The organism is Rhodopseudomonas palustris BisB18 (genome assembly GCF_000013745.1).
Classification (GTDB): domain Bacteria; phylum Pseudomonadota; class Alphaproteobacteria; order Rhizobiales; family Xanthobacteraceae; genus Rhodopseudomonas_A; species Rhodopseudomonas_A palustris_F.
This window is the reverse complement of record NC_007925.1, coordinates 2,409,559-2,433,348: the sequence shown is the minus strand read 5'-3', so window position 1 is coordinate 2,433,348 and position 23,790 is coordinate 2,409,559. Positions and strand designations below refer to the sequence as shown.

22 protein-coding genes and 1 pseudogene are annotated in these 23,790 nt (G+C 65.2%); 6 read left to right on the top strand and 17 right to left on the bottom strand.

Annotated features, from left to right (window positions below):
- Positions 1-27: 27 nt before the first annotated feature.
- From pimD to RPC_RS11120, 5 genes are all read right to left on the bottom strand, one after another.
- The gene (gene pimD / locus RPC_RS11140; protein ID WP_011472683.1) at positions 28-1,170 is read right to left on the bottom strand and encodes a pimeloyl-CoA dehydrogenase small subunit; all 1,143 of its coding nucleotides are present in this window, start codon (positions 1,168-1,170) and stop codon (positions 28-30) included.
- A 196-nt stretch (positions 1,171-1,366) separates the two neighbouring features.
- Positions 1,367-2,557 carry a pimeloyl-CoA dehydrogenase large subunit gene (pimC, locus tag RPC_RS11135; RefSeq protein WP_011472682.1) on the bottom strand — a complete coding sequence of 397 codons (1,191 nt, stop codon included), beginning with the start codon at positions 2,555-2,557 and terminating at the stop codon, positions 1,367-1,369.
- 182 nt (positions 2,558-2,739) lie between these two features.
- Positions 2,740-3,927 carry an acetyl-CoA C-acyltransferase gene (locus tag RPC_RS11130; RefSeq protein WP_011472681.1) on the bottom strand — a complete coding sequence of 396 codons (1,188 nt, stop codon included), beginning with the start codon at positions 3,925-3,927 and terminating at the stop codon, positions 2,740-2,742.
- Positions 3,924-5,609, bottom strand: a complete 1,686-nt coding sequence (gene pimA, locus RPC_RS11125) for a dicarboxylate--CoA ligase PimA (protein WP_041801673.1) — start codon at positions 5,607-5,609, stop codon at positions 3,924-3,926. The genes RPC_RS11130 and pimA overlap by 4 nt, the downstream gene beginning before the upstream one ends.
- Before the next feature lie 196 nt (positions 5,610-5,805).
- Positions 5,806-7,899, bottom strand: a complete 2,094-nt coding sequence (locus RPC_RS11120; RefSeq protein WP_011472679.1) for a 3-hydroxyacyl-CoA dehydrogenase NAD-binding domain-containing protein — start codon at positions 7,897-7,899, stop codon at positions 5,806-5,808.
- Between the two features lie 135 nt (positions 7,900-8,034).
- Here RPC_RS11120 and RPC_RS11115 point away from each other — a divergent pair, with 135 nt between their 5' ends.
- Positions 8,035-8,904 (top strand): IclR family transcriptional regulator, encoded by an 870-nt coding sequence (locus RPC_RS11115; protein WP_041802730.1) that lies wholly within the window; start codon positions 8,035-8,037, stop codon positions 8,902-8,904.
- 185 nt (positions 8,905-9,089) lie between these two features.
- Entirely contained in the window at positions 9,090-11,453 is a 2,364-nt protein-coding gene (locus RPC_RS25060) for an ATP-binding protein (protein WP_167532073.1), read from the top strand.
- A 217-nt stretch (positions 11,454-11,670) separates the two neighbouring features.
- Here the strand turns inward: RPC_RS25060 and RPC_RS11105 are convergent, their stop codons facing one another.
- Positions 11,671-12,246, bottom strand: coding sequence for a DUF3124 domain-containing protein (locus tag RPC_RS11105; RefSeq protein ID WP_011472676.1), 576 nt, complete (start codon positions 12,244-12,246; stop codon positions 11,671-11,673).
- Positions 12,247-12,297: 51 nt separating this feature from the next.
- Here RPC_RS11105 and RPC_RS11100 point away from each other — a divergent pair.
- Positions 12,298-12,584: pseudogene (locus tag RPC_RS11100) on the top strand (cation:proton antiporter); the annotation flags it as partial.
- Between the two features lie 186 nt (positions 12,585-12,770).
- Positions 12,771-13,040, top strand: a complete 270-nt coding sequence (locus tag RPC_RS11095) for a GlsB/YeaQ/YmgE family stress response membrane protein (protein ID WP_011472674.1) — start codon at positions 12,771-12,773, stop codon at positions 13,038-13,040.
- 189 nt (positions 13,041-13,229) lie between these two features.
- Here RPC_RS11095 and RPC_RS11090 read toward each other — a convergent pair whose 3' ends face one another.
- The 3 genes from RPC_RS11090 to RPC_RS11080 form a co-directional block, all read right to left on the bottom strand.
- On the bottom strand, positions 13,230-13,982 hold the full coding sequence (locus RPC_RS11090) for an AAA family ATPase (RefSeq protein ID WP_011472673.1): 753 nt from the start codon (positions 13,980-13,982) through the stop codon (positions 13,230-13,232).
- 326 nt (positions 13,983-14,308) lie between these two features.
- Positions 14,309-15,736, bottom strand: a complete 1,428-nt coding sequence (locus RPC_RS11085; RefSeq protein WP_041801671.1) for an alginate export family protein — start codon at positions 15,734-15,736, stop codon at positions 14,309-14,311.
- Between the two features lie 252 nt (positions 15,737-15,988).
- The gene (locus RPC_RS11080) at positions 15,989-16,885 is read right to left on the bottom strand and encodes a LysR family transcriptional regulator (protein ID WP_011472671.1); all 897 of its coding nucleotides are present in this window, start codon (positions 16,883-16,885) and stop codon (positions 15,989-15,991) included.
- A gap of 119 nt (positions 16,886-17,004) precedes the next feature.
- Here RPC_RS11080 and RPC_RS11075 point away from each other — a divergent pair, with 119 nt between their 5' ends.
- Positions 17,005-17,637, top strand: a complete 633-nt coding sequence (locus tag RPC_RS11075; RefSeq protein WP_011472670.1) for a pyridoxamine 5'-phosphate oxidase family protein — start codon at positions 17,005-17,007, stop codon at positions 17,635-17,637.
- A 96-nt stretch (positions 17,638-17,733) separates the two neighbouring features.
- On the opposite strand, the gene RPC_RS11070 is transcribed toward RPC_RS11075, so the two are convergent.
- The 7 genes from RPC_RS11070 to RPC_RS11040 form a co-directional block, all read right to left on the bottom strand.
- Entirely contained in the window at positions 17,734-18,033 is a 300-nt protein-coding gene (locus RPC_RS11070; protein WP_011472669.1) for a type II toxin-antitoxin system RelE/ParE family toxin, read from the bottom strand.
- 1 nt (position 18,034) lies between these two features.
- On the bottom strand, positions 18,035-18,295 hold the full coding sequence (locus tag RPC_RS11065; protein ID WP_011472668.1) for a type II toxin-antitoxin system ParD family antitoxin: 261 nt from the start codon (positions 18,293-18,295) through the stop codon (positions 18,035-18,037).
- A gap of 328 nt (positions 18,296-18,623) precedes the next feature.
- Positions 18,624-19,328, bottom strand: a complete 705-nt coding sequence (locus RPC_RS11060; RefSeq protein WP_011472667.1) for a hypothetical protein — start codon at positions 19,326-19,328, stop codon at positions 18,624-18,626.
- Positions 19,329-19,384: 56 nt separating this feature from the next.
- Positions 19,385-20,173, bottom strand: coding sequence for a hypothetical protein (locus tag RPC_RS11055; RefSeq protein WP_011472666.1), 789 nt, complete (start codon positions 20,171-20,173; stop codon positions 19,385-19,387).
- Positions 20,174-20,389: 216 nt separating this feature from the next.
- A complete protein-coding gene (locus RPC_RS26160; RefSeq protein WP_415914822.1) occupies positions 20,390-20,605 on the bottom strand; it encodes a hypothetical protein in 216 nt (71 codons plus the stop codon).
- A gap of 153 nt (positions 20,606-20,758) precedes the next feature.
- Positions 20,759-21,682 carry a hypothetical protein gene (locus RPC_RS11045; protein ID WP_011472664.1) on the bottom strand — a complete coding sequence of 308 codons (924 nt, stop codon included), beginning with the start codon at positions 21,680-21,682 and terminating at the stop codon, positions 20,759-20,761.
- A gap of 216 nt (positions 21,683-21,898) precedes the next feature.
- On the bottom strand, positions 21,899-22,621 hold the full coding sequence (locus tag RPC_RS11040; protein ID WP_011472663.1) for an autoinducer binding domain-containing protein: 723 nt from the start codon (positions 22,619-22,621) through the stop codon (positions 21,899-21,901).
- Positions 22,622-22,727: 106 nt separating this feature from the next.
- Between RPC_RS11040 and RPC_RS11035 the strand changes: the two genes are divergently transcribed.
- Positions 22,728-23,054: a YkgJ family cysteine cluster protein gene (locus RPC_RS11035; protein WP_011472662.1), complete on the top strand. Its 327-nt coding sequence runs from the start codon at positions 22,728-22,730 to the stop codon at positions 23,052-23,054.
- Positions 23,055-23,265: 211 nt separating this feature from the next.
- Here RPC_RS11035 and RPC_RS11030 read toward each other — a convergent pair whose 3' ends face one another.
- Positions 23,266-23,670, bottom strand: coding sequence for a hypothetical protein (locus tag RPC_RS11030; RefSeq protein ID WP_011472661.1), 405 nt, complete (start codon positions 23,668-23,670; stop codon positions 23,266-23,268).
- Positions 23,671-23,790 lie beyond the last annotated feature (120 nt).

Sequence of the window (23,790 nt, the reverse complement as noted above, 5' to 3'; positions counted from 1 at the left end):
CAGCGTCGAGAGTCTGGAGCCCGGAGTCTAGATCAGCCCGCCGGCGGCGCTGACGCGGCTGAGGTGGAAGTCGCTGTCGCCGAACGCGTGCTCGATCATGGTCAGCCGCTTGAAGTAGTGGCCGATCTTGTACTCCATGGTCATGCCGACGCCGCCGTGCAGCTGGATCGCCTGTTCGCCGACGAATTTCAGCGACTGACCAACTTGGACCTTGGCTGCGGCGATGGCGTTGGCGCGCTCGCGGGCGTCGTCGAAATCGCTCGCCATGGTGGCGAACAGCGCCATCGAGCGGGCCTGCTCGACCGCGACGAACATGTCGGCGGCGCGATGCTGCAGCACCTGGAACGAGCCGATCGGCACCCCGAACTGGGTGCGGGTCTTCATGTAGTCCACGGTGGACTTCAGCGATTCATCCATCGCGCCGACCGCCTCGGCGCACAGCGCGGCGCGGGCGTCGTCGACCACCCGCTCGACCAGCGGCAGGCCGTTCTCCGGATCGCCGATCGCGCAATCGGCATCGATCACCACGCCGGACAGGCTGATGTCGGCGGCCTGCAGCCCGTCCTGGGTCGGATAGCCCTTGATGCTGACGCCCTTGGCGCCCGCCGGCACCAGGAACACGCCGATGCCGTCGCGGTCGCGCCGCGCGCCCTTGCTGCGCGCGGTGACGATCAGGGTGTCGGCGGTCTCGCCATGCAGCACGACGAATTTCTCGCCGTCGAGCACCCACATCGCGCCGGTCTTCTTGGCGGTGGTGGTGACGTCGCCGAGATCGTAGCGCGAATTCTTCTCCAGTTGCGCAAACGCGAAGGTCTTGGAGCCGTCGATCAGCCCGGGCAGATGCGCGGCCTTCTGCTCGGCCGAGCCGCCGTGGCGCAGGAAGCCGCCGCCGAGCACCACGGTGGCGAGATAAGGCTCGACCACCAGCGCCTTGCCGAGCGCTTCCATCACGATCATGGTTTCCACGGAGCCCGCGCCGAAGCCGCCGTCGGCTTCGGAAAACGGCAGGCCCAAGAGGCCCTGCTCGGCGAGCTTGCTCCACACCGTCTTGCTCCAGCCGCCGGGCTCGGCCTGATACTTCTTGCGGGCGTCGAAATCATACGAGGTCTTCAACAGGCCCTCGACGCTGTCCTTCAGGAGCCGCTGCTCCTCCGAGAGATCAAAATCCATCTTGGTATTTCCCCATATTCCGAAAGCGATGCCCGTTCGGGCGAAAGTCTCTGGTCATTCCGGGATACGCCGCAGTCGGCGAAGCCGGCTGGGGCGTAGGCCCGGACTCCATATCCCCTGCGGTGGTTATGGATTCCGGGCTCGCTCGAGCTGGCGCTCTCGCGCCCCGGAATGACAGCAATGAACGACGCAGGGATCACAACCCCAGCACCGCCTTGCTGATGATGTTGCGCTGGATCTCGTTGCTGCCGCCGTAGATCGAGACCTTGCGGTTGTTGAAATACGAAGGCGCGATCTGCGCGGTCCAGTCCATCGCCTCGTTGGAGCCGTCGTCGCCGTGGATGTCGTAAGGTGCGGCGAACGGGCCGATCACGTTCATCAGCAATTCGGTGGTGGCCTGCTGGATCTCCGAGCCCTTGATCTTCAACACCGAGGACGCCGGATCGGGCTTGCCCTTGCCGTGCTTGCCCTCGTTGGCGACGACGCGGAGCTGGGTCAATTCCAAAGCCTTCAGCTCGATCTCGACCAGCGCCAGCTTCTCGCGGAATTTCTGATCCTCGAGCACCGGCTTGCCGCCGGCCTGCACCTTGGCGGCGAGCTCCTTGATGCGCTTGATGCGCTCCTTGGAGACGCCGACCCGGGCGATCCCGGTGCGTTCATTGCCGAGCAGGAATTTGGCGTAGTCCCAGCCCTTGTTTTCCTCGCCGACCAGATTCTCCACCGGCACCTCGACATCGTCGAAGAACACCTCGTTGACTTCGCTGGAGCCGTCGATGGTCTGGATCGGCCGCACCGTGATGCCCTTCGACTTCATGTCGACCAGGATGAAGGAGATGCCGGACTGCTTCTTGGCGGTGGGATCGGTGCGGCAGAGACAAAAGATCCAGTCGGCGTGTTGCGCCAGCGTGGTCCAGGTCTTCTGGCCGTTGACGATGTAGGTGTCGCCCTTCTTCTCGGCCTTGGTCTTCAGCGAGGCCAGATCGGAGCCGGAGCCGGGCTCGGAGAAGCCCTGGCACCACCAGTCGTCGACATTAGCGATCCGCGGCAGGAAGCGCGCTTTCTGCGCCTCGTTGCCGAAGGTGTAGATCACCGGGCCGACCATCGAGACGCCGAACGCCAAGGGCGCCGGCGCCGGCGCCATCTGCAGTTCTTCGTTGAAGATGTAGTCCTGCACCGAGGTCCAGCCGGTGCCACCATATTGCTTCGGCCAATGCGGCACGCCCCAGCCTTTGGCGTTGAGCACGCGCCACCAGTCGACCATTTCCTGCTTGGTCGGGTGGCGGCCTTCCATCAGTTTCTGCCGCAACGCCGCCGGCACGTTGTCCTTGAAGAAGGCGCGGACCTCGTCGCGAAACGCCAGTTCGTCCTTGCTGAAGCTCAGATCCATGTTGTCCTCCTTGGTCGGACTACAGATGCCAGTTGAAGTTCTCTGTCATTCCGGGATGCACTCCAGGCGGCGAAGCCGGCTGGGGTGCAGGCCCGGAATCCATATCCCCTGTGGTGGTTATGGATTCCGGGCTCGCTCGCAAAGCGCTCGCGCCCCGGAATGACGCATTCTATTGGTCGTCCTTACTGCACGATCTCGAACAGGCCGGCCGAGCCCATGCCGCCGCCGACGCACATGGTGACGACGGCGTATTTCGCCTTGCGGCGGCGGCCTTCGATCAGCGCGTGGCCGGTGAGCCGGGCGCCCGACATGCCGTAGGGATGGCCGACCGCGATGGCGCCGCCATCGACGTTGATCTTCTCCGGATCGATGCCGAGCTTGTCGCGACAATACAGCACCTGCACCGCAAAGGCTTCGTTGAGCTCCCACAGGTCGATGTCCTCGATCTTCAAGCCGTGGCGCTTGAGCAGCCGCGGCACCGCATAGACCGGGCCGATCCCCATCTCGTCCGGCTCGCAGCCCGCCGAGACGAAGCCGCGGAAGATGCCGAGCGGCTTTAGGCCCTTCTTGGCGGCGAGCGTGTCGCTCATCACCACGGTGGCGCTGGCGCCGTCGGAGAGCTGCGAGGCGTTGCCGGCGGTGATGGTGAAGCCCTCGCCGCGCACCGCCTTCAACGCCGCCAAGCCTTCCGCCGAGGTGTCCGGCCGCGGGCCTTCGTCCTGCGACAGCGTGATGTCCTTGAACGACACCGCGCCGCTGGCCTTGTCGACCACGCCCATCTTGGTCGAGATCGCAGCGATCTCGTCGGCGAACTTGCCGCCCTGCTGCGCCGCCGCGGTGCGGCGCTGGCTCTCCAGCGAGTACTCGTCCTGGCGTTCGCGCGAAATGCCGTAGCGCTTCGCCACCACCTCGGCGGTGTCGAGCATCGCCATATAGACGTCGCCCTTGATCGCCTGCAGCGCCGGATCGACGGCGTGGAAAGTATTCATTTTGTCGTTCTGCACCAGGCTGATCGACTCGCCGCCGCCGGCGACCGCGATCTCGACGCCATCGAACAGCACCGAACGCGCCGCCAGCGCGATCGCTTGCAGGCCGGAGGCGCACTGCCGATCGATGGTGGTGCCGGCGACCGACACCGGCAGCCCGGCGCGCAGCAGCGCCTTGCGGGCGATGTTGCCGCCGGTTGAGCCCTGCTGCAAGGCGGCGCCCATCACCACGTCCTCGACCTCCTTGGGGTCGATGCCGGCGCGCTTCACCGCGTGCTCGATGGCGTGGCCGAGCAAGGTCGCGCCCTCGGTGGCATTGAGCGCGCCGCGATAGGCCTTGCCGATCGGGGTGCGCGCGGTGGAAACGATAACGGCCTCGGTCATGGGCGACCTCCTGTTGTGATTTGTTGTTGTTGAGTTTGGTGGTTGGGTTGCTTGGCGCGCAACTCGTGGCGCGACAATTTGCCGACGCTGGTGCGCGGCAATTCGTCGACCAATTCCAGCGCCGCCGGCAGTTCGTGCTTGCCGAGCTTGCCTTTAAGAAATTCCCGCAGCGCGTCGACGCTGAACGGCGCGGCGCCGCTACGCAGCTTGACGAAGGCCTTGGCCGCCTCGCCGCGATATTGATCGGGAATGCCGATCACGATCACTTCCTGCACGCTCGGGTGTTCATAGATCGCCTGCTCGATCATCTGCGGATAGACGTTGAAGCCGCCGCAGATGATCATGTCCTTCTTGCGGTCGACCAGAAAGAAGTAACCGTCGCGGTCCATGGTGCCGATATCGCCGGTGAGAAAGCGGTCGCCGACGAAGGCTTCGGCGGTCTCCTGCGCCCGGTTCCAGTAACCGCGCGTGACGTTGGGGCCGCGGATCCGCAGCTCGCCGACTTCGCCCGGCGGCAGCGGCTTCGAAGTATCATCGAGCGACACCACGTCGAGCTCGATGCCGGGCAGCATCAGCCCGATCGAGCCCGGCTTGTCCGGGCCTTCGAGCGGATGCGAGGTGCCGGGCGAGCAGGTTTCGGTCATGCCCCAGCCGCTCTTCAATTGCAGCCCGGTCTTGCGCTCGAACACTTTGGCGACCTCGACCGGCAGCGGCGCGCCGCCGGAGCCGCAAGTCGCCAGCGACGACAGGTCGCGGCTCTCCAACGACGGATCGTTGGCCAGCGCGATCCACATCGTCGGCACCCCGGGAAACACCGTGGCGCGCTTCTCTTCGATGTCGCGGAAGATCGCCGCGACGTCGAAGCGCTGATGCAGCGAGATCAGGTCGCCGTTATTGAGCGAGCGCAACAGGATCACGGTGAGCGCGTAGATGTGGAACAGCGGCAGCACGCAGATCACCCGTTCCACCGTGTTGCGTTCGGCGCGGTCCCTGGCACCCCACAGATCGTAGATCGACACTGCCGATGTCAGATTGCCGTGGCTCAGCATCGCGCCTTTCGGCAAGCCCGTGGTGCCGCCGGTGTATTGCAGCACGGCGACGTCGTCGGGCTTAAGCGCCGGCCATTGCGCCGGCGGCGTCGCATCTTTGGTGAAATCGGCGTAGCGGACGATGCGCGGATCGTCGGGGATCGGGGTGTGCGGATTGCCGACCGCGCCCCAATGCTCGTCGTCGCAGACGATCAGCCGGTCGAGCAGCCCCTTCTCCAGAAATTTCAGCGCCATCGGCAGCAGCCCGGCGAGATCGCTGGTGATCAGGATCCGCGCGCCGGAATCGCTGAGCTTGTGCGACAGCGCGCGCTCGCCGTCGAGCGGCGACAGATGCACGACGCGGGCGCCGGCCTTCAGCGCGCCGAAGAAATTGATCGGATGATCCGGCAGATTGCCGAGATACAGCCCGACCGAACAGTCCTTGCCATAGCCGGCGCGCAGCAACGCCGCCGCCGCGGTTTCGACCAGCGCTTCCAACTCGGTGAAGCTGATCGCGCGGTCGCGAAACTCGATCGCCGGCCGCGCGCCGTAGCGGGTAGCCGAGGTTGATAGCAGATCGGGCAGCGTGCCGCGCGCAACCGGCGCGTCCCAGGTGAGGCCCGCGGGATAGAACTGTTCGCCGGGATGGGTCATGGGCGACATCCGCAGCTTAACCCTGATCCGAGCAGAGCCTCTCCGTTCCCTCCCCCCTTGCGGGGGAGGGTCAGGGAGGGGGGTAAGCCACAAGCACTGCGACTCGAAGACCCCCACCCCCGACCCCTCCCCGCAAGGGGGAGGGGAGCAGAGCCACGCATCGATGGGTGAATCTGGATCGACTGCAGCGACACCATCACGCGGCTTTCGCCCGCTGCGTCAGCGTGGCGAATGAGCCGCCCTCGGCGGCGAGCCGCGCCAGCAGCGGCGCCGGCTCAAGCGTGGGATCGTTGGTCGCCTTGGCGTAGTAGCTCAGCCGCTCGGCGACGTGCTTCAAGCCGACCTGGTCGGCATAGTACATCGGTCCGCCGCGATAGATCGGCCAGCCGTAGCCGTACAGCCAGATCACGTCGATGTCGGAGGGACGCGCCGCGATGCCCTCTTCGAGAATCCGCGCCCCCTCGTTGATCATCGGATACATCATCCGCTCGAGGATCTCCTCGTCGGAGACCTCGCGGCGCTTCAGCCCGAGCTTGCTCAGCGTGTCGTTGATCAGCGCCTCGACCTCCGGATCGGGCAATGGCGCGCGCGAGCCCGCCTCGTACTTGTAGTAGCCCTTGCCGGTCTTCTGGCCGAACCGGCCGGCCTCGCACAATGCGTCGGCGATTTCCGATTTGATGCCGCGATCCTTCCGCGAGCGCCAGCCGATATCGAGGCCGGCGAGATCGCCCATCGCGAACGGCCCCATCGGCATGCCGAACTTGGTCACCACGGCGTCGACCTGCTGCGGCAGCGCGCCTTCGAACAACAGTCTTTCCGCCTGCTTGCCGCGCGCCGCCAGCATGCGGTTGCCGACGAAGCCGTCGCAGACGCCCACCACCGCCGGCACCTTGGCGATTTTTCGCGCGATCGCCACAGCCGTCAGCAGCGCGTCCGGCGCGGTCTTGTCGGCGCGGACGATCTCGCACAGCTTCATCACATTGGCCGGCGAGAAGAAGTGCATGCCGAGCACGTCCTCCGGCCGCTTGGTGACCTGGGCGATCTCGTCGATGTTGAGATAAGACGTGTTCGACGCCAACACCGCGCCGGGCTTGGCGTAGGCGTCGATCGCGGTGAAGACTTCTTTCTTCACCGCCATGGTTTCGAACACCGCTTCGATGACCAGATCGGCGTCCTTGACGTGCTCCAGACCGACCACGCCGTTGATCAGCGCCATCCGCTTGGCCGGCGCGTCGGCGGGGATTCCTCCCCGCGCGGCGGTGGCGTCGTAGTTCTTCTGCATCACGCCGAGGCCGCGTTTCAATTGCTGCTCGCCGGTCTCGATCAGCGTCACCGGAATTCCGGCGTTGGCGAACGACATCGCGATGCCGCCGCCCATGGTGCCGGCGCCGATGATGGCGACGCGCGCCACCGGCCGCGGCTTGGTGCCGTCCGGCACGGAGACCTTGGCGGCCTCGCGCTCGGCGAAGAACGCGTAGCGCTGCGCCTTCGACTGCTCGCCGGTGACCAGCTTCATGAAGCCGTCGCGCTCCTGCTTCAGCCCCTCGTCGAACGGCAGATCGATCGCGGCGCCGACCGCGTCGGCGGCGGCGAACGGCGCTTCCAGCCCCCTCGCCTTCTTGGTCATCGAAGCCACGGCTTGCGTGAAGATCGAGCGGTCGGTCTTCGCCGCCTGCAATTTGGAGTCGTCGTCGCGCAGTCTGCGCAGGCCGCGTTGCTCCGCCAGCACCTTGCGCGCGAAGGCCTCGCCGCCGGCAGCGGTCGCCTCGACGATTTCATCGATCAGGCCGTGCTGCAGCGCCTCGGCGGCGCCGATCGGATCGCCGCCGACGATCATCTTCACGGCCAACTCCGGGCCGACCGCGCGCGGCAGCCGCTGCGTGCCGCCCGCCCCTGGTAACAGTCCAAGCTTCACCTCCGGCAGACCGAGCCTGGCGTCTTTTACCGCGACGCGGAAATGGCAGCCGAGCGCCACTTCGAGCCCGCCGCCGAGCGCGGTGCCGTGGATCGCCGCGACGATCGGTTTCGGCGAATTCTCCAACTCGGTGATGACTTCGCCGAGGCCCGGCGACTGCGGCGGCTTGCCGAATTCGGTGATGTCGGCGCCGGCGATGAAGGTGCGGCCGGCGCAGGTCAGCACGATCGCCTGCACCGCGGGATCGGCGATCGCCTGCTTGACGGTTTCGGAGATGCCGCGACGCACCGCCGCGCTCAGCGCGTTGACCGGCGGACTATCCACCGTGACGATGGCGATCGCATCATGGCGTTCCAGCTTGACGACGTCGGTCACGCAACTCTCCTTGTGGTTTCTGTTTCCGTTTTTTACTTATTTCGCACTGCGAAATTTAATTCCACATCTTGACACGGAGGGTTATTTTGAAGAGCGTCGCTTGTCAACGAGATCGATACGATCGATATGGCGGGCATGAAACGTCCAGGCAAGAAGGTGGCGACCGATCGCAACTTCGTTGTCGCGCTGTCCCGCGGCCTCGACGTGCTGCGCGCATTTCATCCCAATGACGGGCTGCTTGGCAATCAGGAGATTGCGGCGCGCACCAATTTACCCAAGCCGACGATTTCGCGGCTGACCTACACGCTGTGCAAGCTCGGCTACCTCACTCAAGTTCCCCGCTTCGAAAAGTACCAATTGGCGCCGGCGGCGCTGGCGATCGGCTATGCGGCGCTGGCCAATCTCGGCATACGGCATTTGTCGGAGCCGTTCCGCGAGGAACTGATGCGGCAGACCGGCGGGGCGGTGGCGATCGGCGGCCGCGACCGCCACAGCATGATCTATTTCGGCCAAGCCCGCTCCAGCCTCACCGTCGGCGTGCAGCTCGACGTCGGCTCCAGGGTTCCGATCGCCACCACGGCGATGGGGCGGGCCTATCTCTGGGCGCTGGCCGACGACGAACGCGCCGCGCTGTTGCGCGACCTGCGCGAGCATTACGGCAGCCGCTGGAGCAAATTGAAGGACGGCATCGAGCGCTCCGGCGAACTGGTCGCCAAGCGCGGCTTTGCGATCTCGGCCGGCGAATGGCAGGACGACGTGCACGCCGCCGGCGTGTCGTTGAAGCTCAACGACGGCACCGGGCCCTACGCGTTCAATTGCGGCGCGCCGGCATTCCGTTTCACGGAAGATCGCCTGATCAACGACATCGGGCCGCGGCTGGTGGCGATGGTCCGCAACATCGAAGCCGCGCTCGGCGGCAAGGCCGCGCCGCCGCCGCGAAAGACCGACAACAACAAAACCAAACCGGGAGGCAAAGGTGCGCGCGTGGTCGAGGGGACCAGATAGCAGCCGGCGCCTGCTTTGACGGCTTTCCAGGCTGCGATCGCCGCCTGCCGGGCGAGGCCACCCGGTAAACATACGTAGTTGCTACCTCTAGTTGCGAATCATAAGCTGGTAGCAAGCTTCCAAGCCCGCGGTTGTCGCATATGTACATCGGGCGTGCGAACCAAGTCCGCCGTCGAATGCACGCAATGATGGACAGCATACCCTCGGCGGCACGTTTCGTCCGTGGATTCCAGTCGCTGTATGCCCGGATCCTGCTGGTGGTGGGCGTCGCGCTGCTGCCGGCGTTCGGATTCCTGGTGTATTCGGAACACGAGGGCGCGCTGATCCGGCAGCAGTTCATGGAAGACGAGGCGCTCCGGCTGACCGCGCTGGTCAACGCCGAGCAGTTGCGCATCTTCGAAAGTGCCGAACAGATTCTCGACCTGGTGATCGCCTCGCCGCAGGGCACACGCTCCAGCGCGTGCGACAGGCTGGCGGCCGATATCGTGCATATCCAACCGCGCTATGCCGCGGTCGCGGTGATCGGGCCGGACGGCCAGATCGGCTGTCGCGCCGCCCGATCGAGCACCACGATGGCGGCCTTCGAACCCGCCTATCGGCTGGCGCTGCAGGACGACGGGCTGTTCATCGGCGAGTACATCGCGGCCACCGCCTTGCAGCCCGCGACCATCGGCTTTGCCAAGCGCTTCCACGACGCCGACGGCGCGATCGCCGGCGTGGCGGCGCTGTCGCTCGATGTCGCTTGGCTGCAGGATAGATTCAAGCGTACGCCGCTGCCGCCGGGCGCCGAGGCGATGATCGCCGACCGCAACGGCATCATCCTGGCGCGCACCGCCGAGGCGGCGGGGTTTGCCGGAGCCTCGATCCCGGCGGACAGCCGCTGGATTCTGCGGGGCGACGCATTACGGCTGGTCTCGATCGCCGGCGCCGATGGGCATTCCCGGCTGGCGGTGTACGCGCCGCTCGGCCTCGAACCGAAGGGCGTGTTCATCGACGTCTCGCTGGACCGTGAGGTCGCATTCGTTTCGATGACGAGGACCAACCGGGTCGGCGAGGTGCTGCTGGTCGGCGGCGCGCTGCTCGGGCTGTTGCTGACAATTCTGATCGGATCGCGCTTGATCCGCCGCCCGTTCAACCGGCTGCTGGCCGCCGCGCAGGCCTGGCGCGCCGGCAACCTCGCCACCCGCACCGGGATGGGCGCCGAGCTCGGCGAGTTCGGCCGCCTCGCCGCCGCGTTTGACCAGATGGCGGAAACCTTGGAGCATCGGGATCGCGCCTTGCGTTTGCTGCGCGACAATCTCGAAGCCCGCGTCACCCAGGAGGTCGCCGCCCGCAACACCGCGCAGGCGCGCGCCACCCAGGCCGAACGCACCCAGGCGCTCGGCCTGTTGGCCGGCGGCATCGCCCACGACTTCAACAACGTGCTGCAGACCATCGTCGGCGCCACCCACCTGATCGAGAACCGGCCCGGCGACGAAGCGGCCAACCGTCGGCTGGCGCGGCTGGCGATCAGCGCCGCCGAGCGCGGCGAAGCGATCACCAGCCGGCTGTTATCGTTCAATCACAAGACCGAGCTGCGCGCCGAAAGCCTGGATGTCGCCCCGCTGTTGGGCGGCCTGCGCGAAATTCTCAGCCACACCCTCGGGGCGGCGATCGGCGTCAGCGTGCAGACCGAGCCGCGGCTGGCGATCCTTGCCGATCACCGCCAGCTCGAGACCGTGCTGGTCAACCTCGCCACCAACGCCCGCGACGCGATGCCGAAGGGCGGCCAGCTGCTGTTTCGCGCCGAAGCGGAAGCCGACGCCGCCGAAGGTGTCCCGGCTCCCAGCAACCTGCGGCCGGGACGCTACATCCGCATCTCCGTCACCGACACCGGCGCCGGCATGGCGGCAGCGACCCTGGCGCGGGTCGGCGAACCATTCTTCACCACCAAGAAGAACGGCGACGGCACCGGGCTGGGATTGTCGCTGGCCCGGGAGTTCGCGGAGAAGTCGGACGGCGCGATGGCGATCCACAGCGCTCCCGGCCAGGGCACCACGGTGACGCTGTGGCTGCCGGCCGCACGGGCCGCCACCGCCGACGCCGCCGGCGTGGTGCTGCAGCCGCACGCCGCGGCCCACGAGGCCCCCGCCGCGCTGGCGCACGGCCGCGCCCGGGTGCTGGTGGTCGACGACGAGGAAATGATCCGCGAGCTGATCGGCGAACAGCTGCGCGACGCCGGTTATGACACGCTGACCGCCGCGGGCGGCGCCGCGGCGCTCGAACTGCTCGACAACTGCGAACCGGTGCAATTGCTGGTCAGCGATCTGTCGATGCCGGCGATGGATGGCGTGGCGTTGATCCAGGCGGCGCAGCTGCGGCTTCCCGGGCTGCCCACCATCCTGCTGACCGGCTACGCCGGCGCCGGGGTCGCCGATGCGCTGCGCAAAGCCATTCGCGGCCCGCATGCGCTGTTGCGCAAGCCGGTCACCGGCATCGAATTGGTCGACCAGATCCAGGCGCTGCTGGCCGGCCAGCAGGTGCCGCTGCAGCCGACCTCGTTGCACTGAGTAGCCGGCGCGTCACGCCGGCGCGCGCCACGCCCGATTGAAGACGACGGCGTCATTCCGCGGCGCGCGTTCGTCAGAACGAGCGAACCGGGAATTGCGCAACACATGAGGAATTGTGCCACACAGCGAGATTCCGGGTTCGCGCGCAGCTCACGCTGCTCGCGCCCCGGAATGACGGCCTCGTCGTTGTAAAGTCCATCAACCGCAAGAAAATCCGCTAGTTCTTCCCCACCTGCCGGATCGGCCGGCCCTGGGTGATGAAGGCGTAGTGGCCGTTGGCGATCGAGCCGATCATCAAGGCTTCCACCACCGGCTCGGCGATCTCGCCGGCCGCCGCCCAGTCGACCACGAAATTGGCGCCGGTGCCGCCGCGCACGTCGGTGTTGGCGACGAACGCCTCGATGGTGGAGAACGGCTTCAGCGCCACCGGGGCCTTCAGATAGCTTTCCACCAACTTGCCGGCGGTGTCGAAATAACCGATCCGCCGGATCACCAACGGCTTGGTCTCCGACGCGTTGTGGATGCTCAGCGTCACCGAGAAATCGCCGCGCAACCGGCCGTGGCTCATCGACACGCTGGAATAGGCCGGCACGTAGAATGCGCCCGCGACGCCGAGCGGCTCCGCCGGCAGCGCGGTCAGCGAACCGGCAAAGCTCCGCTCGATCGGCGGCGCGCTCTGCGCCGCCGCGCCTGCCATCGGCAGCAGCGCCAGCGCGCACAGCGCCAGCGCGGCCAGCTGTCCGTGCCGCGTCGCCGCGCGGCGCGCGCCTGGAATTCGTGCTTTGACCGTCATGGCTGCGCCCTTACTGTGAGAGTCCGAGGATAGCTCAATGGCCGCCACCGCATGCACGAACTCATTCGCGATATCACCCTGTGCATCCTGTTTGCATGGATGCTCGGACTTCTGGCGCATTTCTTCCGGCAGCCGCTGATCCTCGCCTATCTTATCGCCGGCTTCCTGATTGGTCCATTCGGCTTAAAGTGGGTGAAGTCGCAGGAGTCGATCGCGATCATCTCCGAGCTCGGCCTGATCTTCATGTTGTTCATGATCGGGCTGGAGATCGACCTCAAGAAAATCGTGCGCCCGGCCCGGTGATCCTGTTCGCCGCCGCCGGGCAACTGGCCGGCGGCGTCGGAAGATTCCGGGTTCGCTCGGGCTATCACCCTCGCGCCCCGGAATGACGGCCCTGTGCGGGGACACGGAACTCTGCTCGGCGCGCCGACTTGTCGTGCACCGCACATATGCTGTGCTGCGGTGACCAAGCTCTGCGATCCGTCACCCCCGACGGCGCGAGCCCCTCCCCAAGGAACGCCGCCATGCATCTGTCCAATGAGAGCCTTCTGGTTATCGTCTTCGTCGGCATCGTCGCCGGCTGGCTGGCCGGCCTGATCGTCCGCGGCACCGGCTTCGGGTTGATCGGCGATCTGATCATCGGCGTCGGCGGCGCGCTGCTCGCCAGCCTGCTGTTTCCGCGGCTCGGCCTGCAGCTCGGCAGCGGGCTGGTCTCGGCGATCATCTATTCGGCGATCGGCGCGGTGCTGCTGTTGTTGATCGTCCGGTTGATCCGCGGCCGCGGCCGATTCTAGCGCCGCTCTGCGTGCATCAAAAAAAATGGCCGGACCGCTTGCCCGGTCCGGCCATTCGTCACTGGGTCTGCCCCCAAACCGCAGTGAAGTCCCAGAGCAGGACGACGTTTCTTCGAACCGTCATCCTGCTCTAGCTGGTTTGAGCATGATCGCTTCCGAAAGCCGGGATCGATCTTTCGGGATCATGCTCTAGTCGGCGCTGGCGACAACCTCGTCGGCCGCCGCGTCCAGCTGATACAGCGCCGGGGTGATCTCCGGCGAGGGCTGGAATTCGATCAGAATGTCCTGCGTCAGCGCCGGCGCTTCGACGCCGAGCCGAGCCTCGATCCACTGCCACAACCCGCGGATCTCGTCGGCGGATTTGCCGTTCGGCGCGTATTCCGACACGGCGAGGCCTGCCCCGAGCGCATCCTGATGGTCGTTGCGCATCATGATGTAGGGCAGCGCCAACACCCCCGCGGCATCCAGCGCCGCCTCGTCGGTCAGCGTGGTGGCGGCATGGCCGATGCGCTGACCGCGGTACGGGGTCTGGTTCAGCACATAGGCGAACGGCCGGTTGCAGCCGCGGATCGCCGCCAGCGTCGGCACGGTGGCCTCGATGTCGGCGACGCTCGGCCGCACCGGGATCAGGCAGAGATCGGCGCAGGCCAGCGCCGCCTCGGTCAGCGCGTGGATGCCGCCGGCGGTGTCGATGATGGTCAGCGTCACCCCGGCGCGGTCGAAGGTGGCCAGGCGCTGCGCGACGTCGTCGGCGGAGGCCAGCGCCTCCACCACCGGCTGGGCGTTGGCGCGGCGACGGCGCCAGTTCGACAGCGTGCCCTGCGGGTCGGTCTCGATCAGCCGGACCGCGTGGCCGTGCTGCATTGCGGCGAGCGCCAGCCCGATGGCGAGCGTGCTCTTGCCGCTGCCGCCCTTTTGGGTGGCCAGAACGATGGTATGCATGATGTGCCCTTTTGAATTGGTGATTGCGAAATACGCGATTGACGCGGCATTCCAACCAATTCTTGGCTTGGACTTTTCGGGGTCGACCTGCGGTCTTTGGCACGATCGCGCTGCCCGAATCAGCAACAATTCGACGATGCGTCAGTCTGATGAACAAGTATAGTGAGTACGACTACTTGTTAGGATCACTACTTATCATCACTCATCGATTATCAGCCGACTTATTCGACACTGCCACGCGTGTATCTCGTCCTCTTTGCCACCCGACGAGACGCCGAGCGACACCCCCGGAAACCCCTCTGCCCCAGGCCTTTCCGCCCCCCGCGTCACCACCGCGCCATCAGCTGCAGCCGATAATAGTCGAAGTCGCGGCCGCCCGCCGCGACCACGTAGCCGCCGGCATAGACGTGGGAATACAGCGCGTGGAGCTGCAGCAATGCCGAGGCGTCCCAGACCATGTCGAGTTGCGCGATCTGCGCGACATCGCGCGAGGTGGAGGTCTTCGCAGTGATCAGCGTATTGCTCGGGCCATAGACCGAATCCGCGATTGTCGCCTTGCGCAGCACGTTCCAGCTCGCCCCCAGCGTCAGTTTCGGTCCGACGAACAGCTGCAGATAGGGCTGCAGGTTGATCAGGTTGGACGCCGAGATCAGCGACATTTCCGACACGATGCTGGCCGCAGGATAGGCTGCCACGAAGGTGCGGAAGGTGGCATCCTTCAAGTTGGAATCGCCGGAGCCGTAATGCCCGCGCAGCCCCAGCTTCGGCGTGATCGGCGGTCCGCCGAGCGCGATCGGCGTCAGGCGCTTTCCGATATCGGCGAAGGCGCCGACGGCATCGATGGCGGCGCCGCCGAAGCTGCCGCCCTGCTTGGCCGCCTCGGCGGCGATCTCGAAGCCGCGCCATTTCATCGCCAGCCGGCCGCCCGCGGTCCAGCGGTCCTCGCGCGCGGTGCCGCGGCGATAGCTGGCGCTGTCCTGTTGCTTGGTATAGCCGTAGAGGTCCAGCGTGCCCGGCAGGCCGAGCGGCGACTTCAAAGTCATATAGCCGCCGCGAAACGACTCCGCACCGTTGCCGGCGTCATCGAACAGCCCCGGCGTGATGTCGACCGGCCGCGCCGCGAAGCCGCGCAGCGTCAGCGCGGCGTCGTCGTATTCGGCGAGCCCGCCGTCGAAGCTGCGGCGCAGATTGGTTGGGTCGCGCACCGCCAGCCAGCGCGACGGGCCGAGCCACAGCTCCTGCCGGCCGCCGCGCAGCGTCAGCTTGCCATTGCCGGCCGGCAGCGCCCAATCGACAAAGCCGTTGCGCAGATCCGGGCTGCTGCGATCGAAGGCGCGCTGCACCGGCCGGCCGTCTTCGGTGGCCGCATCGAATTGCACGAAAGCGCGAAACGCACTCCAGTGCAGATCGACGTGCTGAAGCACCCGCTCCTGGCTCGAGGCCCAGGCGGTGCCGCTGCGGCCAAGCCCGAACAAATAGCGATCGTAGCCGTCGAGCCGATAGCGCAGCTCGCCGCCGAGCGACAGAAAGGCGCCGGTCCCTTCGCCGAGGGGAATGTATTTCAAGCTCTCCCAGCCAGATAATTGCTTGCCGGCGAGAGTGGAGTAATCCTCCTGCCAGCGATACAGTTTGAACGCGGTCTTGCGTTCGGTGCCCTCCGGTTCGTCCTGCGCCTTGACGACGGCGCCGCCGCAGAGCCACGCCACCGTCGCCAGCGCGACGCCGATTGTTGTCATCGTCGTGCTGAGCTTCAAGGATTGCCGCCATTGCAGAGGGTGATCGGCAAATTGTGCGGAGTTCCGCGCGACCGATAAAGCGCAGATTGCGCGGCGCGCGGCGATCGCGACGATTCGACGCGCTGGTTGGCGCCGATCACCACCGCAGCTGCTAACAACTCAGCGTTACTACGCATCGTTTGCGTTGCGATGCAGCAGCAGATCCTGGTCAATGCGGTCCAAAACGGTAGCGCGATCCGCAAAATCTTTCGCGGTGCGATGCAGGCCCGCTCAGCGCGCGAAACGCCAATCGGCGGTCTCGATCAGCAGATCGATGAAGCTGCGCACCTTGGCCGACAGCAGCCGCGAGGTCGGATAGACGATGTGGATCGGCAAAGGCGGCGGTTCGAATTTGCGCAGCACCACTTTCAAGCGCCCGGCGGCGAGCCCTTCGGCGGCCTGATAGGCCAGCACCCGGGTCAACCCGCCGCCCTGCTCGGCGTGCCAGATCGCAGCGTCGGCGACGTTGGTGGTGAAGCGCGGCGTGCAGGCGACGCGGATCTCGCGGCCGGCGTCTTGGAAGCGCCAGTCCGGCGCCGCCGCCAACGCACCGAACTGGATGGTGTCGTGCTTGGCGAGCGCGGCCGGCGTCTTCGGCACGCCGCGCGCCGCCAGATAGTCCGGCGACGCCACCACGATGCGGCGCATGTCGCCGACCGCGCGCGCCACCAGGCTGGAATCCGGCAATTGCCCGATCCGGATCGCGCAATCGACGCCGTCTTCGACCAGATTGACCACGCGGTCGGTCAGCCGCAATTCGCCGGCGACCTCCGGATAGCGCTTCAGCCAGGCCGAGATCAGCGGCGTGACGTGCAGCCGGCCGAACCCGACCGGCGCCGACACCACCAGCCGCCCGGCGGGCTGGGTGCGCTCGGCCTGCGCCGAGCCCTCGGCCTCCTCGACGTCGGCGAGAATCCGCCGCGCCCGCTCCAGATAGCGGGCGCCGACATCGGTCAGCGTCACCGAGCGCGTGGTCCGCTGCAGCAGCCGGGCGCCGACGCGTTCTTCCAGCGCCGCCACCAGCCGCGTCACCGCCGACGGCGACAGCCCGAGCTTGCACGCCGCCGGCGCGAAACCCTGCAGGTCGGCGACCGCCACAAAGGCGGTCATGGCGTCGAGGCGGTCCATGGCGCTATTTCACATTATGCAACAATGAAGTGTCAATGGCGTCGATTGCGTCAGCCGCTCGGCGGGCCATATTGGCGGCAGCACGCGCCGGACGGCGCGGTTGTTCGGGAGGACATCCGATGAGCGAGGTTTTGACTGCTTCCAGCGACGTCGCCTTCACGCCCGCGGTGAAGGCGATCCAGACCCGCAAGGGCTCGCGCGACGGCTATGCGCAGGTCGAACGCAACGGCGGCTGGCGCAGCGAGGTCGATGATCAGCTGGCGCACTTTCTCGCGGCGCAGACCAGCTTCTTTCTCGCCACCGCCTCGGCCGACGGCCAGCCCTATATCCAGCATCGCGGCGGCCCCGAAGGCTTCATCCACGTGCTCGATCCGCACACCCTGGCGTTCGCCGATTTCAGCGGCAACCGGCAATACATCACCCAGGGCAACCTGTCGGAGAATCCGAAAGCGCATATCTTTCTGATGGACTACGCGCATCGCCGCCGCATCAAGATCTGGGGCGAGGCCCGCGTTGTCGAGGACGATCCCGCGCTGCTGCAGGCGCTGATGCCGCAGGGCTACCGGGCGCGGCCCGAACAGGTGATCGTGTTTTCGATCAAGGCCTGGGACAGCAATTGCCCGCAGCACATCCCGCAGAAATTCGACGCCGCGGACGTCGCCGCGGCCTTGGCGGCGCGCGATGCCAGGATCGCCGAACTCGAGGCGGCGCTGGCCGCGGCGCAGCCGATATCGACCCAACAGCAAGCGTAGGTTGAGTTCGTTAGGCGCCCTTGCGGCCTCACCGTGAGCCGCGACCCGAGCCGGCGGGTGACGCGCTGAGCGCTACCCCACCCTGCGCGCTGGCCGCTATTTCTGTGGTAGCGCAAGGCGCGACAAGTCGCGGGCGCCGTCCACAATGCGGACGATCTGCACGCCTTGCTCCACTACGCGGTAGATCGCTATCCAGCGCTCGACCACAAGCATCCTGGCGTCGGGGGCGATGTCGCGGCGCTCCCGGCCGATCTCGGGAAACGCCGCAAGTTGCTTGCAGCGGGCCTCGATGCGGTCGAGGCATTGATCGGCGGTTGCCGGGCTTTCCGCGGCAATGTGCCTCCAAATATCAATGAGATCCTGCCGCGCTTTCCGAGTGTAACGGACCGCGCCCAAGCTATTTGGCTTTCTCGCTCATGCTGGCGCGGGCTTCCGCCTTCACGGCGGCAAAATCAATCTCGCCGGCATCGCCGCTCGCCGAACCCTCGCGGTAGGCCTGCTGCAACCATTGCAGTTTGGCGGCCTCCGTCTGTTCGTGGCGCTCCATCAGCCGCAGAGCTTCGCGCACCACCTCGCTCGCGGACGTGTAACGTCCGGACGAGACCCTGGATTTGACGAATTCACCGAGTTCGTCGGTCAGTGACACGTTCATATTCATGGCTGGCGCCTCCGTGCCGGAATTATACGCCGACCACAGACATTAGCAATCTTTGCCACAACCTTGGATTGCGTTATACAGGCCGTTCAGGGGTGGCCTGACACAACCAACTCCATATCGGCCCAACACCAAGCGTAGCGTGGTTGTCAGGCGCCGTTGCGCCGTGCCCCACCATCGTCAGCCGCGATCCGGAGCCGGCGGGTTACGCGCTGCGCGCTGCTGCGCGGCGCCGTTGTAACAACGTGCGATCGCATCAGCGCGCTTCGCGCTCAAGCGCGGTCGTGCGACGTCCGGATGAACGTAGGGATGTGCATATTTCCGAGCAGCATCACCAGCTGACGTAAACGTCGCCGCGATCCGCCGTCCAGAACGCCAGGGCGCGACCCTGATCAAGCGAGTCTTTCGCCGCTCCCGTCGGATTGGATTGATGCGTGACGCTCATGCCCTGCAAACCGCCCGGGCTTCCGGTATAGCTCACCGTCGACTGATAGTTGAGGCCGGCGACGTCGGAGGCTTTCTGAACCTGAAGTGTGCCGCTGTCGATGGCCGTCTGCAGCGCCGCGACTTTCTCGGCTGGAGCCCCGGACAGCGAGGTCAAGAGCGCGTCCTTGATCTTGTCGATAAACCCGGCGTCGGAGATCGTCGGATCGCCGTATTTCGATCCGGCTTCCCATTGCGTTGTGCTGCTGGCTTGCGTCTGCGAGCGGCCGCTGAGCTTGTCGAACAGCGACGTTGCATCGTCGGATTTCGGCTTCGCGGTAGCGGTCTTGCCGCCAGGGCGCTGCAGCGATTGCACCAGATCGGAGAGTTTGCCGGCGGCGACCTGCTCCGTCTTGGCGCGGGCCAGAATTTGCTTCGCGTGGTCGGAGAGATCGACGATATCGACTGGGTTGCCTGCCCCCGCCGCCGAAGCGCTCGGCGACGACGACGAACTCCGTTGCGAAGCGAGGGGCGATCCTGACGAGGCCGCATCCTTGATCAGCGATGCAATGGCGGCGTTGGCGGATGTGTTGCTGGTGCTGATTGCCGTCATGGCGGAAGACCTTTAGCAAGTAGCCCGAATGAGCGCAGCGGCATCTCGGATCGACGTCAAGAGGCCGCGTTCGCCTTCGGCCAGGAAATGACAGTTCCGCTGCCGCTCACGACATAATTGGTGGTCGGATCCTTGAATATCGCTGCGTCGTGATTGTACGACGAGGCGCCGTTGATGGAGACGCCGCCCTCTCCGCCCTGAATCGTCCAGGTGTTGTGGAAATTCAGCTCGGCAATGTCCTGTGCATTCTGCACCGTGACTTGCCGGTTCTGGATCGCCTGGGCGAAGGCATTGTAGCTCGGATCATTGAATGCAGCGGCCGCTTCAATGTATCCCTGACCGACTGTCTTGTACCATTCGCCCGTCGATGGGACATTGAGAACATCGCTTTCGGTCTTTGTGAAACTCGGCAACGAGCCATCCGGCTGTCGCTGGGCGTCGGTCAGCGATTGAAAATGATCGGACAGGGCTTGGTCGCTCCCGAACGTGATCGCGGTCGTGCGTGGCGTTGCTCCGGCCGACGACGTCGGCGATTGATCTTGAGAGCTGGCGTTGCTCACCTGGCTCGCTGCCTTGCCGCCGTTCTGCGCTCGCAAGGTCTGCACCAAGGCTTGCAACCGACCGGCGACGACTTGTTCGACCTTGTTGCGTTCCAGGATTGTTTTGGCCCGGTCCGAGAGGTCAATCCGCACGGCGGGATTGCCGCCCGCCGATGACGCTGCCTGATCTGACTTCGTTGCTGTGGCGGCCGATGTGCCACCAGCGGTCCCCGCCGACGCCGCATCGCTCAGCAGCGACGCCACGGCACTGCTGGCGGAGGAATTGACGGCGGCAATCGCGCTCATGGTCCGCTTCCTTCTCGGTCGAATGCCGGCGACGGCATCTCGCCTCAAAGTAACAAATCGCCGAGGTTCAGCAATCTGTTGAAACACAACGATCTTGGCCGATTGTGTGAAGGATTGGTTAAGATCGGTGACTTCGTTGCAGATAGCAGTAGCCCGCATGAGCGCGGCGACATGCGGGGCTTGCGTCAGTCCCGGATGTCGCTTCGCTCATCCGGGCTACGCTTGCTGTTCTGTCTTGGCGCGTGCCAGCGTTACCTTGGCGTGGTCGGAAAGATCGACGATATCGACCGGGTTGCGGCTGGCCGAGGCCTGGTCTGACTTCGTGGTCGCTGAGGCGGACGTGCCGTCAACGGTCGCGGCCGACACCGAATTGCTCAAGAGCGAGGCAACGGCACTCGTAGCGGATGAGTTGACGGAAGCAATTGCGCTCATGGTCCGATTCCTTCACGGCCCCCGCCGAAGGCTGCAAATCAGCAATATTCAGCAATAAGTTGAAATGGAGGCCGCGTCATTTGTGTTAGGAATGAGTTAAGCCCTACCGTGGCAGGCCCAAAATAGGGTGGGACCACATGACGGCTACGCGCGTCACCAGGTAATCACCCATCCGGTCGTGTAAGGACTCGAACCTATCTGAATATTTTCCGTCCCATACTTGTTGATGATCGAGTTCCAGTCTGAAGTTGTCGTCGTCTGCCCACGACCGCTATACCCGATAGCGTCGCGCTGCATCGTGAACTCGGATTTCGCCCCGACCAGCCTTGTATCAGTCTCGGAAGTAATCTTCATTGTGCCTTCCCGCGCGGCGGTGAGCTCAGATTCATAACGGGTTACTTGCTTCTCCCAGTACTCGCCCGGGAGCTTTCCATCGACGATGTCAGATTTCATCTGGTTGATCATGTTCGGATACCCATCGATCACCTGATTCACGTGCTGCGAAAGCGCTTCATCAAGAGTTTTTGGCATCGCGTCGTAAAGACCCTGTACGCCCTGAACGATCGCAAAGAGCGTTTTTTCCTTATCGCTGAGTTGGGCTACCTGTCCATCAGTCAGATGAAGGGGCAATTGCGGGACCTTGCCGTCACGTACCAGCGATCGAACGGCATCGTCAGCCCGACCGTTCGCCGCTGAACCAAATTCTGGCATCTTGGCCATCGCCTTGATCGCATCGACCGTCTCGTCCCCGGTCGCCGCCGCGTCACTTTGTGCGGAGATCTTCGCCAGATCTGTATAGGTGGCGGCTTTGCCCTTTGACCCCTGCGACTTTAGCTCTCGCACCAATTGAATAAGCTTTTCTGCAGCGACCTGCTCTGTCTTGGCACGCGCGAACGTCTGCTTCGCGTGGTCGGAGAGATCGACGATATCGACTGGGTTGCGGCTGGCCGAGGCCTGGTCTGACTTCGTGGTCGCTGAGGCGGACGTGCCGCCGGCGGTCCCCGCCGACGCCGCATCGCTCAGCAGCGACGCCACGGCACTGCTGGCGGAGGAATTGACGGCGGCAATCGCGCTCATGGTCCGCTTCCTTCTCGGTCGAATGCCGGCGACGGCATCTCGCGTCAAAGTAACAAATCGCCGAGGTTCAGCAATCTGTTGAAACACAACGATCTTGGCCGATTGTGTGAAGGATTGGTTAAATTCGGTGACTGAGTTGCAGATAGCAGTAGCCCGCATGAGCGAGGCGACATGCGGGGCTTGCGTCAGTCCCGGATGTCGCTTCGCTCATCCGGGCTACGAATTTTGCAGCAGCTCCAGCCGAACTGCCTTGGCGATGGCCTGCTCGTGCGTCGCGCAGTTAAGCTTGCGGCGCGCCGTGCGCAGATAGCCGTGGACGGCGCTGGCCGACAACTCCAGGTCGCCGGCGATCTGGCCCGGCGTCCGACCGTGGACCAGGCCTTGCAAACATTGTTGCTCGCGGCGCGACAATGGCCGCATCGCATGGTCGAGCCGCAGGCCGGCGAGCCGCATCGCCCGATCATGCAGGTAGTGCGCCAGCAGGTGAAAATCCTTCAGATAGCTGAACCGCCAGCGGTGCCAGTGGTCGTCCGTCGCGTTGGTGGTGATGGTGAACAAGGCGCGCTCGGCAGCCGGACCGCGGATCGGCAAGGTAAAGCCATGGCGGCCGACGCCATAACTCTCCGCCTCGGCGAAGAACTGTCGCGCCTGCGGGGTAGCATGTTCGACCGACATCCAATCGATCGGCAGCACGGCGTCGCGGCCGGCGACGACGACCGGATCGATGCCGAAATAGTCCTGCTCGACGTAGCGCTTCACCCAGGCGTCATCATAGGTCAGCAGCAGCACCGGATTGGGCTGTTCGCAGCCGGGAACATGGGTGGCGTGGTAGACGAGATGCGCGACGCCGCTTTCGTTGCGCCAATCGACAAGCGTCCGGGCCAAGTCATCCACGCTGTTGGCGCGGTCGATGGTGCTCAGCGCCTGCTCGATGTCCATGCGGTGTTCCCCCGCGCAAATCTATCGCCAGAGGTGCGGAACGCAATCCGACTTGCGCGTGGGCGCACGGCTATCGCCCGCCGCCGCTTCGCGCTAAAGCGCTGGCATGACCAGCGACACCCTGCCCGCCGCCGCCGAAAGCCCGTGCCAGCCCTGCGGGGCCTGCTGCGGCTATTCGGAAAACTGGCCGCGCTTCACCACCGAGGACGACGCCGCGCTGGATCTCATTCCGGAGCAATTCGTCAACGCCAAACTGTCGGGAATGCGCTGCGACGGCGACCGCTGCAGCGCGCTCATCGGGCAGATCGGGGTTTCGACGGCGTGCGGGATCTATCAGCTGCGGCCGGAGGTGTGCCGGACCTGCCAGCCTGGCGATCCGGAATGCGCCATGGCGCGACGGCGCCACGGCCTGGCGCCGCTCAGCGCGAGCTAGAGCATTTTCGGTTAGGATTGAATCATCCAACCAAGATGTCGTCATGCCGGATTGCGAGTTCGAAGAACGAGCAAGTCCGCAATCCATACTTACGGCGGTGGTTATGGATTCCGGGCTCGCTCGCAGCTAACGCTGCTCGCGCCCCGGAATGACGGCCAGGACTCTTGAACCGCATCAATCCTAACCGAAAATGCTCTAATCTTGCAGCCGATCAGGCGGTGGCGGCGTGGCCGAGATCGTCGTCGAGATCGTGCACGATGCGCGGGACGCTCGACAACGGCTTGGTCGACAGGGTGATCGGCTTGCGGTGCGCGGAATAGGCCGCAGGCGTCGGACGAAACGCCTTGGCGTCGCGCGACAGCGCGTACAGCGTCGAGCCGACGCGGCCGCCGAGCTGGATCAGATCGCGCTCCTCGCAACTCGAGGCGATCGACAGTGCCAGCGAATGCAGATGGCTTCTTCGGTAGCAGAACAGCGCCAGCATCGCCCGAACCTCGGACGAGACGCTTTCTACGAGTTGCGGAAGCCCGCTTTCGCTGGCGCGATACATCTCGCCCAGCAGATCCTCGCGGACCGGGCAGAAATCGTTCTCAAACGCTTCTCGGCTGGACCACATGAGCTTTCTCCACAACCATAGAATGCAGTGGAAATCGTTAACGAGAGGTTAACCGAACCCCCTGTTACCGTTACTAGGATATTGAAATTTTCGGGCGAATCAGACAGCCGCGGGAACCTG

What these genes read in the sequence shown, in the direction of transcription:
- RPC_RS11115 (WP_041802730.1), top strand. Translation starts at nt 8,035, where the DNA reads ATGAAACGTCCAGGCAAGAAGGTGGCGACCGATCGCAACTTCGTTGTC.
- RPC_RS11045 (WP_011472664.1), bottom strand. Translation starts at nt 21,682, where the DNA reads ATGAGCGCGATTGCCGCCGTCAATTCCTCCGCCAGCAGTGCCGTGGCG.
- RPC_RS25060 (WP_167532073.1), top strand. Translation starts at nt 9,090, where the DNA reads ATGATGGACAGCATACCCTCGGCGGCACGTTTCGTCCGTGGATTCCAG.
- RPC_RS11095 (WP_011472674.1), top strand. Translation starts at nt 12,771, where the DNA reads ATGCATCTGTCCAATGAGAGCCTTCTGGTTATCGTCTTCGTCGGCATC.
- pimA (WP_041801673.1), bottom strand. Translation starts at nt 5,609, where the DNA reads ATGACCCATCCCGGCGAACAGTTCTATCCCGCGGGCCTCACCTGGGAC.
- RPC_RS11080 (WP_011472671.1), bottom strand. Translation starts at nt 16,885, where the DNA reads ATGGACCGCCTCGACGCCATGACCGCCTTTGTGGCGGTCGCCGACCTG.
- RPC_RS11105 (WP_011472676.1), bottom strand. Translation starts at nt 12,246, where the DNA reads ATGACGGTCAAAGCACGAATTCCAGGCGCGCGCCGCGCGGCGACGCGG.
- RPC_RS11065 (WP_011472668.1), bottom strand. Translation starts at nt 18,295, where the DNA reads ATGAATATGAACGTGTCACTGACCGACGAACTCGGTGAATTCGTCAAA.
- RPC_RS11035 (WP_011472662.1), top strand. Translation starts at nt 22,728, where the DNA reads ATGACCAGCGACACCCTGCCCGCCGCCGCCGAAAGCCCGTGCCAGCCC.
- RPC_RS11030 (WP_011472661.1), bottom strand. Translation starts at nt 23,670, where the DNA reads ATGTGGTCCAGCCGAGAAGCGTTTGAGAACGATTTCTGCCCGGTCCGC.
- RPC_RS26160 (WP_415914822.1), bottom strand. Translation starts at nt 20,605, where the DNA reads ATGAGCGCAATTGCTTCCGTCAACTCATCCGCTACGAGTGCCGTTGCC.
- RPC_RS11060 (WP_011472667.1), bottom strand. Translation starts at nt 19,328, where the DNA reads ATGACGGCAATCAGCACCAGCAACACATCCGCCAACGCCGCCATTGCA.
- pimC (WP_011472682.1), bottom strand. Translation starts at nt 2,557, where the DNA reads ATGGATCTGAGCTTCAGCAAGGACGAACTGGCGTTTCGCGACGAGGTC.
- RPC_RS11040 (WP_011472663.1), bottom strand. Translation starts at nt 22,621, where the DNA reads ATGGACATCGAGCAGGCGCTGAGCACCATCGACCGCGCCAACAGCGTG.
- RPC_RS11055 (WP_011472666.1), bottom strand. Translation starts at nt 20,173, where the DNA reads ATGAGCGCGATTGCCGCCGTCAATTCCTCCGCCAGCAGTGCCGTGGCG.
- RPC_RS11130 (WP_011472681.1), bottom strand. Translation starts at nt 3,927, where the DNA reads ATGACCGAGGCCGTTATCGTTTCCACCGCGCGCACCCCGATCGGCAAG.
- RPC_RS11090 (WP_011472673.1), bottom strand. Translation starts at nt 13,982, where the DNA reads ATGCATACCATCGTTCTGGCCACCCAAAAGGGCGGCAGCGGCAAGAGC.
- pimD (WP_011472683.1), bottom strand. Translation starts at nt 1,170, where the DNA reads ATGGATTTTGATCTCTCGGAGGAGCAGCGGCTCCTGAAGGACAGCGTC.
- RPC_RS11075 (WP_011472670.1), top strand. Translation starts at nt 17,005, where the DNA reads ATGAGCGAGGTTTTGACTGCTTCCAGCGACGTCGCCTTCACGCCCGCG.